Raw genomic sequence first — 9326 nt, forward strand, 5'->3', positions numbered from 1 at the left:
TAGCGCGACTGCACCGGCACGTGCAGCACCGGAATGCCGGCCCCGGTCAGCGCCTCGTCGACGAAGGCATCGCGCTGGCGGCGGTCGGCCCGGGCGTGGCTGCTGTCATCGAGTTCGATGACGAGCAGCGGCTCCAGTGTGTCGAGCGAGCAAAGCACGTAATCGGCGTGCTTGCAGGCGATGGCGTTGAAGGCCCGGAACCAGTGCTTGCCGGTGACCGTGTCGCGCACCGTCAGCAGGTCGGCGAGCCGCACCTTGCCGTAGACGCGCGCGCGGCCGTCGACGGCGCGCTCCAGCGCATCGAGAAAACGCTTCTCGGCCGCCGTGAACAGCGGACCGGCGCGCCGGTAGGCCTTGCGCGCACCGCGACCGCGCAGCGCGAACAGCAGCAGCAACAGGATCAGGCCGAGCACGCCGGCGATGACGGGCGTGCCGGGCGGCAGGTCGGACAGGGCGGGCATCGGGGGCGGTCAGGCGAGGGCAGGGGGATGGGGCGCACGCAGCGGCGCGGCCGGCGCGCAGCGTAACCCGGCGCCTGCGCGGCATGCAGCCATCCGCACGCCGCTTTGCCGGGGCCGCTGGCTACACTGGCGCGCCATGCGCCTCGCCATCCGCTTCGCCGACCGCGTCGGCATCGCCCACGAGATCCTCGCCGTGCTGGCCGGGCGCCGGCTCAACGTCGTCGCCGTCGAGGTCGGGCCGCCCTACCTGTACGTCGATGCGCCCGGGCTCGATGCCGGCGCGCTCGATGCGCTGGTGCAGGCGCTGATCGCCGTCGCCGGCGTCGAGACCATCACGCCGATCGACGTGCTGCCCGGCCTGCGCCGGCAGCTGCAGCTCGATGCGCTGCTCGGCGCGATGGCCGATCCGGTGTTCGGGCTCGACGAGCACGGTGCGGTGCTGCTCGCCAACCCGGCCGCCGCCGGGGTTGCCGGCCGGCCGGAAGCGGCGCTCGCCGGCGTCGGACTCGATGCGCTGTTCGGCGAACCCGGCCTGCAGGCGCAACTGCGCGACAACGGCTTCCGGCTGCCGATCCGCGAGGTCCAGCTCGAAGGCGCGGCCTTCCTCGCGCAGGTCGAACCGCTGGCCGAGGCCGACGGCCGCGTTGCCGGCGGCGTGCTGACGCTGCACGCGCCGAGCCGCATCGGCGAACGCCTGCACGCGCTGCAGAACCCCGACGAAGGCGGCTTCGAGCGCCTGCTCGGCGACTCGCCGCCGATGCGCGTGCTGAAGGCCCGGGCCGCGCGCGTCGCAGCGGTCGAGGCGCCGCTGCTGATCCTCGGCGAGACCGGCACCGGCAAGGAACTCATCGCCCACGCCTGCCATCACGCCAGCCGCCGGCGCGGCGCGCCGTTCCTGGCGCTCAACTGCGCGGCGCTGCCCGAGAGCCTCGCCGAGAGCGAGCTGTTCGGCTACGCGCCCGGTGCCTTCAGCGGCGCGCAGCGCGGCGGCAAGCCCGGCCTGCTCGAACTCGCCGACCGCGGCACGGTGTTCCTCGACGAGATCGGCGAGATGTCGCCGTACCTGCAGGCCAAGCTGCTGCGCTTCCTGAACGACGGCAGCTTCCGGCGCGTCGGCGGCAGCCGCGAGCAGCGCGTCGACGTGCGCATCGTCAGCGCCACGCACCGCGACCTCGAACGCATGGTCGCGGAAGGGCGTTTTCGCGAGGACCTCTGGTACCGGCTGAACGTGCTCACGCTGACCGTGCCGCCGCTGCGCGAGCGTGGCGACGACATCCGCCTGCTGGCCGGGCATTTCACGGTGCGCGCCTGCGCCCAGACCGGGCGCCCGCCGTGCCGGATCGGCACGAGTGCCGCCGCGCTGCTCAGGCAGCACCTCTGGCCCGGCAACGTCCGCCAGCTCGAGAACGTCGTGTTCCGGGCCGTGACGATGAGTGATCGCAGCGTGCTCGAAGCCGCCGACTTCGAACTCGCCGACAACGCGATCCACGCCGGCGAGGAAGGGCCGCCGTCCGCACCGGCGGTGCCGGTGGCGGCTTTTTCCGGCGATCCGGCGGGCGATGGCTGGTTCGCGGCCGTCGAGCGCTGCGAGCGCGAACTGCTGGCCCGGCTGTGGCCGCAGTTCCCGTCGAGCCGCCGGCTCGCCGCGCATCTGGGCACCTCGCACACGATGATCGCGAAGAAGCTGCGCAAGTACCGGATCGGTCGGGAGTCCTGAAGGCGGGCGTTCCGGACGGCCGGATGGAAAGGCTGGAAGCTTGGTTTGATTAATTTTTATACCATCATATTATCTGGCATCACCCTTGCCGAAAGCGGATGGACAGCGGACCCGGCGCATCTGTAGCCGGACGCATACGCGTAGCCAATCGCTTACAGAAGCTTCCCTGCCGATCAAGTCATTGATCCGGATCAACTTGATGCCGGTTCTGCCGGTGGCCGGCCGTCTGCTGTATTCGATCGTGTACGGAAGGTCCGGCGCCGGATCGAGCAAAAATCCTTCAAGCTGCTGAAATACAAGCGTTTCTGATGCCTGGCATCGGGATTGCCAAGGATGGTTACGCCTCCCGTCCGGGGGCCGTCCCGATCCACGGAGCCCGAATCCCATGCAGATCGTTTCCACCCCCGCCGCGCCGGCCGCGATCGGCCCCTACGCGCAGGGCGTCATCGCCGCCGGCCTGCTGTACACGTCCGGCCAGATTCCGCTCGATGCCGACGGCCACTTCGTCGCCGGCGACATCGAGGTCCAGACCACGCAGGTGCTCGCGAACCTGCGCGCCGTGATCGAGGCCGCCGGCGCGGGCTTCGCCGACGTGATCCGCACCACCGTCTATGTCGCCGACCTCGACGACTTCCCGCGTCTGAACGCCGTCTATGCCCGGCACTTCGGCGAGCACCGGCCGGCGCGCTCGACCGTGCAGGTCGCGCGCCTGCCGCGCGATGCGCGCGTCGAGATCGAAGCCATCGTGCGGCTGCCGGGCTGATCCCCGCGCGCCGCCTTTCCGCACCCGGCACCCACAGACCGGGGCGGTTCTTCCTGCAGGCACCACCTAGCGGAGCAACACCATGGCAGCCACCCTGCATCGTGGTCTCGAACAACGACACATCACGCTGATGTCCCTCGGCGCCGCCATCGGCGTCGGGCTGTTCCTCGGCTCGGGCGCGGCGATCAAGCTCGCCGGCCCGGCCATCCTGATCGCCTATGCGATCGGCGGCCTCGCGATGTTCTTCATCATGCGTGCGCTCGGCGAGATGGCGATCAACCAGCCGGTCGCCGGCTCCTTCGGCCGCTACGCGCATGAATACCTCGGCCCGCTGGCCGGCTACCTGACCGGCTGGAACTACTGGTTCCTGTGGATCGTCACGGCGATGGCCGAGATCACCGCCGTCGGCATCTACATGCAGATGTGGTTCCCCGGCTCGCCGGCCTGGCTGTGGGCGCTCGCAGCCTTCGTGTCGATGACGGCGGTGAACCTGATCGCCGTGAAGGCCTACGGCGAGTTCGAGTTCTGGTTCGCGGCGATCAAGGTCGTCGCGATCGTCGCGATGATCCTGATCGGCGGCGGCGTGATCTTCTTCGGCCTCGGCAACGGCGGCGAGGCGGTCGGCATCTCCAACCTGTGGGCACACGGCGGCTTCCTGCCGAACGGCGTGACCGGCGTGCTGATGTCGCTGCAGATGGTGATGTTCGCGTATCTGGGCATCGAGATGATCGGCCTGACCGCCGGCGAGGTGAAGGACCCGAAGAAGGCGCTGTCGCGCGCGATCGACTCGGTGTTCTGGCGCATCCTGATCTTCTACGTCGGCGCGCTGTTCGTGGTCATGGCGCTGTATCCGTGGAACGAGATCGGTACGCAGGGCAGCCCGTTCGTGCTGACCTTCCAGAAGGTCGGCATCGGTGGTGCGGCCGGCATCATCAACTTCGTCGTGCTGACCGCCGCGCTGTCCTCGTGCAACAGCGGCATCTACAGCACCGGGCGCATGCTGTTCAATCTGGCCGAGCAGGGCCAGGCGCTGCCGGTGTTCAGCCGGGTGTCGCGCGGTGGCGTGCCGGTCTGGGCGATCCTCGGCTCCAGCGCGATGCTGCTGATCGGCGTGCTGCTGAACTACCTCGTGCCCGAGAAGGTGTTCGTCTGGGTCACCAGCATCTCGACCTTCGGCGCGGTGTGGACCTGGGCGATGATCCTGTGCTCGCAGCTGCGCTTCCGCACCCTCAAGGGCGCGCCGGCCGAATACCGCATGCCGTGGTGGCCGTACAGCGCCTGGTTCAGCCTCGGCTTCCTGGCGCTGGTCGTCGGCCTGCTGGCCTGGTTCCCGGATACCCGCATCGCGCTCTACGTCGGTCCGCTCTGGCTGGTGCTGCTGGTGGTGCTGTACCACGTGCTCGGCCATCACCGCAGTGCCCCGCAGTCCGGGTCGTTGCCGGCTGCGCTGGCGGCGGATACGGCGAGCTGATCGCACGGCAGCGCAGGCTGGTGGCGGGGCGGCGCAAGGCCGCCCCGCCGTCTTTGCTGCAAGCCCGCGATGTCTGCAGAAGGCCGGCTGCCGGCGTACGGGCGCCGCCACCGCGGCAGGCCGGCACGAAGCCGGACGCAGCTCCGGGCCGCTTCGCCACCCCGATCGCCGTTCTCCGGCCATGCGCCGCGCCCATCGCCAGCCTTCGCACGGCGGGCGGATGATGCCGGCCCCTGCGCACCCCGCCCTTCACCGTCATGACCGATTCCACGCTCGCCCTTCCCGCAGCCGCGCCGCTGCGCCTCGCCCCGGCCATCGTGCTGTCGCTCGCCGCCGTCTACGTGATCTGGGGCTCGACCTATCTGGCGATGCGCCTGGTGCTCGTCGACATCCCGCCGTTCCTGCAGATCGGCAGCCGCGGCATGCTCGCCGCGGTCCTGCTGTTCGCGTGGCTGCGCTGGCGCGGCGTGCCGTGGCCGGACCGGCGCGGCTGGCGCGATGCCGGCATCGTCGGCGTGCTGCTGCTCGGCGGCGGCACCGGCGGCGTCGCGGTCGCGCAGCAGTGGGTCGGCTCCGGACTCGCCGCGGTCGTGGTCGCGACCGTGCCGCTGTGGGCGGCCCTGATCAACGGCTGCTGGGGGCAGTGGCCGCGGCGCGCCGAATGGATCGGCATCGGCATCGGCTTCCTCGGCGTGGCGCTGCTCGCCCTCGAAAAGGACTTCCGCGCCGAACCGCGCGGGGCGTTCGTGCTGCTGGCGGCCTCCGCCCTGTGGGCCTACGGCTCGATGCTGTCGCGTCGCCTGAGGCTGCCGCCCGGTGCGAGCGGCTTTGCGGCCGAGATGCTGGTCGGCGGCGGCGTGCTCGTGCTCGCCGGCCTCGTGACCGGCGAGCGCATCGGCTGGCCGCTGCATCCGGCGACGCCGTGGCTCTGGGGCTATCTGGTCGTGTTCGGCTCGATCGTCGGCTTCAGCGCCTACATGTATTTGGTCAGCCGCGTGCGTCCGGCACTCGCGACCAGCTACGCCTACGTGAACCCGGTGATCGCGGTGCTGCTCGGCGTCAGCTTCGGCGGCGAATCGATCAGCGCCGGCGGTTACGTGGCGATGGCGCTGGTGCTGGCTGCGGTCGTGCTGATCACACGGGCCGGCGAGCGGCAGGCATGAATGCCGCGGCCGGGATGGGGCGGGGCGGCCGGAGGCTTCGCAAGTCGCCGCGCCGTCAGCGCCGTGCGTCCTGCGGCTCGGTCTCGACGATCTTGCCCGGATTCATCAGCCCGTAGGGATCGAGCGCGTGCTTGATCGCGCGCATCACGTCGAGCGCCTCGCCGTGTTCCTCGGCGAGGTAGCCCATCTTGCCGAAGCCGACGCCGTGCTCGCCGGTGCAGGTGCCGCCCATGGCCAGCGCGCGCAGCACCAGGCGGTGTGACAGCGCGTGCGCGGCCTCGCGTTCGGCGGCGCTGTCGGGGTCGGTCAGCACCAGCAGGTGGAAGTTGCCGTCGCCGACGTGGCCGAGCAGCGGCACCGGCATCGGCATGCCGGCGACATCGGCGGCCGTGGCCTCGATGCATTCGGCCAGCCGCGAGATCGGCACGCAGACATCGGTGGTCAGCGAGCGCGAACCGGGCCGAAGCTGCAGGCAGGCGAAGTAGGCATCGTGGCGCGCCGCCCAGAGCTGCGTGCGTTCTTCCTGACGCGTGGCCCAGCGGAAGTCGGTGCCGCCGTGCTCGTGCGCCAGCGCCTGCACGGTTTCGGCCTGTTCGGCGACGCCGGCTTCGGTGCCGTGGAACTCGAAGAACAGCGTCGGCACCTCGGGCCAGTTCGTCTTCGAATGGGCGTTGATCGCGCGCATCGACAGCGCATCGAGCAGCTCGGCGCGCGCCACCGGCACGCCGGTCTGGATGGTCTGGATCACCGTGCGCGCCGCCGAGGCCACGTCCGGGAAGCCGCAGACCGCAGCCGAGATCGCCTCCAGATGCGGGTGCAGGCGCACGGTGATCTCGGTGACGATGCCGAGCGTGCCTTCGGAACCGACGAACAGCCGCGTCAGGTCGTAGCCGGCCGCCGACTTGCGCGCGCGCGTGCCGGTGTGGATCACGCGCCCGTCGGCGAGCACGACGGTCAGCGCCAGCACCGCCTCGCGCATCGAGCCGTAGCGCACGGCGTTGGTGCCGGAGGCGCGCGTCGCGGTCATGCCGCCGAGGGTCGCATCGGCACCCGGATCGATCGGGAAGAACAGCCCGGAATCGTGCAGCCAGGCGTTGAGCTGCTTGCGCGTGACGCCGGCCTGCACGGTGGCGTCGAGATCCTCGACGTGCAGCGCCAGGATGCGGTTCATGTGCGACAGGTCGATGCTGACGCCGCCGTGCAGCGGGATCACGTGGCCTTCGAGCGAGCTGCCGACGCCGAACGGGATCATCGGCACGCGGAAGGCATGGCAGAGCCGCGCGATGGTCGAGACTTCCTCGGTGGTTTCGGGCCAGACCACGGCATCGGGCAGCGCCGCCGGATGGCTCGATTCATCGCGGCCGTGATGCTCGCGCACCGCCAGCCCGGTCGAGAGGCGATCGCCGAGCAGCGCACGCAGTTCATCGAGCAGATCGGGTGGCAGGGCGTTGGCGTTGTACATGGCGGCAGGCTCGGGGCGCGCGGATCGGGCGACCGGCTAGTCTACGCGGCCCTGAAACCGCCGGGCAGGGTCGCACGTATCGGTGACCGGCATCGGGCGTCTGAATCTGCTGAAGCCCGGGACGCCTGCCCTCAACGCTTGCGGCACGGTCGTGCCGGGGCATCTGGTGCGTCCGGCGTTTGTTCCGGACCGCCCGCGCGTTCACAATCGCGCGCTTTACAGCTCAGGCACCGTGCGCCGGTGCTGCCGGAGCCGTACCGAATGTCATCCATCCATATGCTTGACGCCACGCGCGTCGGGGAGACGCGCCATGCCTGAACTCGAAGGCATCGGCGGCTGGCTGTTCGCCGTGCTGCAGATCATCGCCATCGACATCCTGCTCGGCGGCGACAACGCCGTGGTCATCGCGCTCGCCTGCCGGCGCCTGCCCGAGGACAAGCGCCGGCTCGGCGTGCGCTGGGGCGTGGCCGGCGCCATCGTGCTGCGCATCGTCATGATCGCGTTCGCGCTGCAGCTGCTGCTGGTGCCGGGCCTGAAGCTGATCGGGGCGGCGCTGCTGCTGTGGATCGGCATCAAGCTGCTGCAGCCCGAGGCCGACGACGGTCACGACGGCATCGAGGGCGGCACGACGCTGCTTGCGGCGGTGCGCACCGTCATCGTTGCCGATGCGGTCATGAGCATCGACAACGTCGTCGCCGTCGCCGCTGCGGCGCGCGGCGAGCTGGCGCTGGTGGTGTTCGGCATCCTCGTCAGCGTGCCGATCATCGTCTGGGGCAGCCACTTCGTGCTGCGGCTGATGGACCGCTTCCCGGTCATCATCGTGATCGGCGGGGCGCTGCTCGGCTGGATCGCCGGCGGGCTGGCGGTCCACGATCCGCTGCTCGAACGCCTCGGGTTCGACGCGCCGGACTGGGCACACTGGCCGGCCAGCCTCGTCGGGGCGCTCGCCGTCGTGCTGATCGGCCGCCAGCTCGCGGCGCGCGCCGGACGCGCCGCGCCGGCTCCGCTCGAAGACCTGCTGTCCGAAGCGCGCCGCGACGAATGACGCCCGCCGCACCCGATCGCCTGCTGCCCCCGGGAGTTGCCGACATGAGCGTTTCGAAGATCCTGGTGCCGGTGGACGGCACGCCCGAAAGCGCCGATGCGGTCGCGCACGCGCTTGCGATCGTCGCGGAGCGCGGCGGCGAGCTGCATCTGCTGCACGTGCGCCTGCCGGTCGAGTCCTGCCACGCGAAGCTGCTCGTCGACGGCCGCACCCTGCATGACTGGCACCGCGAGGAGGGCGAGCAGGCGCTGGCGCCGTCGCTCGCGCAGTGCCGGGCGGCCGGCGTCGAGCCGCTCTGCCACGTCATCGTCGGTCACCTCGCCGAGACCATCGTGCGCTTCGCGCACGAACAGCACTTCGGCCTCGTCGTGATGCGCCGCCATCCGCAGGCGGCGCTGACGCACCTGCTGCTCGGCTCGGTCTGCGAGGACGTGCAGGCGCAGTGCCGCATCCCGGTCACCGTGCTCGACTGAACATGGCGAGCCGCCGGCGCCTGCTCGCATGGCTCGCCGCGCTGCCGGCCGCATGGCTGGCCGCGCGTGCCGCGGCCCGGGAGGGCCGGCCGCTGACGGCCTTTGCGGCGACGAGCCTCGAGGATGCGCTGCGCGCGCAGTACGGCGATCGTCCGCGCCTGCGCGATGCCGCCCTGAGGATCGAAGCCCCGCAGAGCGCCGACAACGCCGCGCAGGTGCCGCTGCGCATCGACGCGCGCAGCCGCCCGGTCCTCGCGCTGACGCTGTTCGCCGAGCACAACCCGGTGCCGCTGCTCGGGCGCTGGCGCTTCGGCGAGGGCGTCGAAGCCTGGCTGGCGCTGCGCATCAAGCTCGCTGCCAGCGGCCGGGTCTGCGCAGTCGCCGAGCTGGCCGACGGCGCGCTGCTGTACGCCGAAACCCGTGTCGAGGTCGGCACCGGCGCCTGCGGCTGACGACGATGAGCCCCGATCCGGTCCGCATCGAAGCCCGGTTTCTCGATGGTCGCACCGAGGTGCGGCTTTTGATCCGCCACCCGATGCACACCGGCCGCGAGCGCGACCCGGACAGCGGCGCCCCGATCCCGGCGCTGTACATCGACACGCTGATCGTCGAGCGGATCGCAGCCGACGGCCGGACGCACGAGCTGCTGCAGGCCGACTTCGGCCCCGGCATCGCCCGCAACCCCTTCCATCACTTCGCGTTTGGCGGCGGTGCGCCCGGGGAGACCGTGCGCGTGCGCTGGCGCGACACCGGCGGCAACGAGGCGAGCGG

The 9326-nt window shown here is 71.1% G+C and carries 10 protein-coding genes; 8 read left to right on the forward strand and 2 right to left on the reverse strand.

What is annotated here, in order from left to right:
* On the reverse strand, positions 1-461 hold a 461-nt coding region (locus PKE44_RS05905), incomplete at its 3' end, for a DUF2726 domain-containing protein (protein ID WP_324549009.1).
* Positions 462-597: 136 nt separating this feature from the next.
* On the opposite strand from PKE44_RS05905, the gene PKE44_RS05910 reads away from it, so the two are divergent.
* The 4 genes from PKE44_RS05910 to yedA all read left to right on the forward strand — a co-directional run bounded on the left by PKE44_RS05910 (position 598) and on the right by yedA (position 5575).
* A complete protein-coding gene (locus PKE44_RS05910) occupies positions 598-2178 on the forward strand; it encodes a sigma 54-interacting transcriptional regulator (RefSeq protein ID WP_324549011.1) in 1581 nt (526 codons plus the stop codon).
* Between the two features lie 385 nt (positions 2179-2563).
* The gene (locus PKE44_RS05915; RefSeq protein WP_324549013.1) at positions 2564-2941 is read left to right on the forward strand and encodes a RidA family protein; all 378 of its coding nucleotides are present in this window, start codon (positions 2564-2566) and stop codon (positions 2939-2941) included.
* Between the two features lie 82 nt (positions 2942-3023).
* Positions 3024-4412, forward strand: a complete 1389-nt coding sequence (locus PKE44_RS05920; RefSeq protein WP_324549015.1) for an amino acid permease — start codon at positions 3024-3026, stop codon at positions 4410-4412.
* A 257-nt stretch (positions 4413-4669) separates the two neighbouring features.
* Positions 4670-5575, forward strand: a complete 906-nt coding sequence (yedA, locus tag PKE44_RS05925; RefSeq protein WP_324549017.1) for a drug/metabolite exporter YedA — start codon at positions 4670-4672, stop codon at positions 5573-5575.
* Positions 5576-5630: 55 nt separating this feature from the next.
* On the opposite strand, the gene PKE44_RS05930 is transcribed toward yedA, so the two are convergent.
* Positions 5631-7037 (reverse strand): FAD-linked oxidase C-terminal domain-containing protein, encoded by a 1407-nt coding sequence (locus PKE44_RS05930; RefSeq protein ID WP_324549019.1) that lies wholly within the window; start codon positions 7035-7037, stop codon positions 5631-5633.
* 310 nt (positions 7038-7347) lie between these two features.
* Between PKE44_RS05930 and PKE44_RS05935 the strand changes: the two genes are divergently transcribed.
* The 4 genes from PKE44_RS05935 to PKE44_RS05950 all read left to right on the forward strand — a co-directional run.
* The gene (locus tag PKE44_RS05935; RefSeq protein ID WP_324549021.1) at positions 7348-8082 is read left to right on the forward strand and encodes a TerC family protein; all 735 of its coding nucleotides are present in this window, start codon (positions 7348-7350) and stop codon (positions 8080-8082) included.
* Positions 8083-8126: 44 nt separating this feature from the next.
* Positions 8127-8555, forward strand: a complete 429-nt coding sequence (locus PKE44_RS05940; protein ID WP_324549023.1) for a universal stress protein — start codon at positions 8127-8129, stop codon at positions 8553-8555.
* A 2-nt stretch (positions 8556-8557) separates the two neighbouring features.
* Complete coding sequence (locus tag PKE44_RS05945; RefSeq protein WP_324549025.1) at positions 8558-9007, forward strand: thiosulfate oxidation carrier protein SoxY; 450 nt, start codon at positions 8558-8560, stop codon at positions 9005-9007.
* A gap of 5 nt (positions 9008-9012) precedes the next feature.
* A partial coding sequence (locus PKE44_RS05950; RefSeq protein ID WP_324549027.1) for a thiosulfate oxidation carrier complex protein SoxZ occupies positions 9013-9326 on the forward strand: 314 nt, incomplete at its 3' end.

The organism is Plasticicumulans sp. (genome assembly GCF_035331805.1).
GTDB lineage: Bacteria > Pseudomonadota > Gammaproteobacteria > Competibacterales > Competibacteraceae > Plasticicumulans.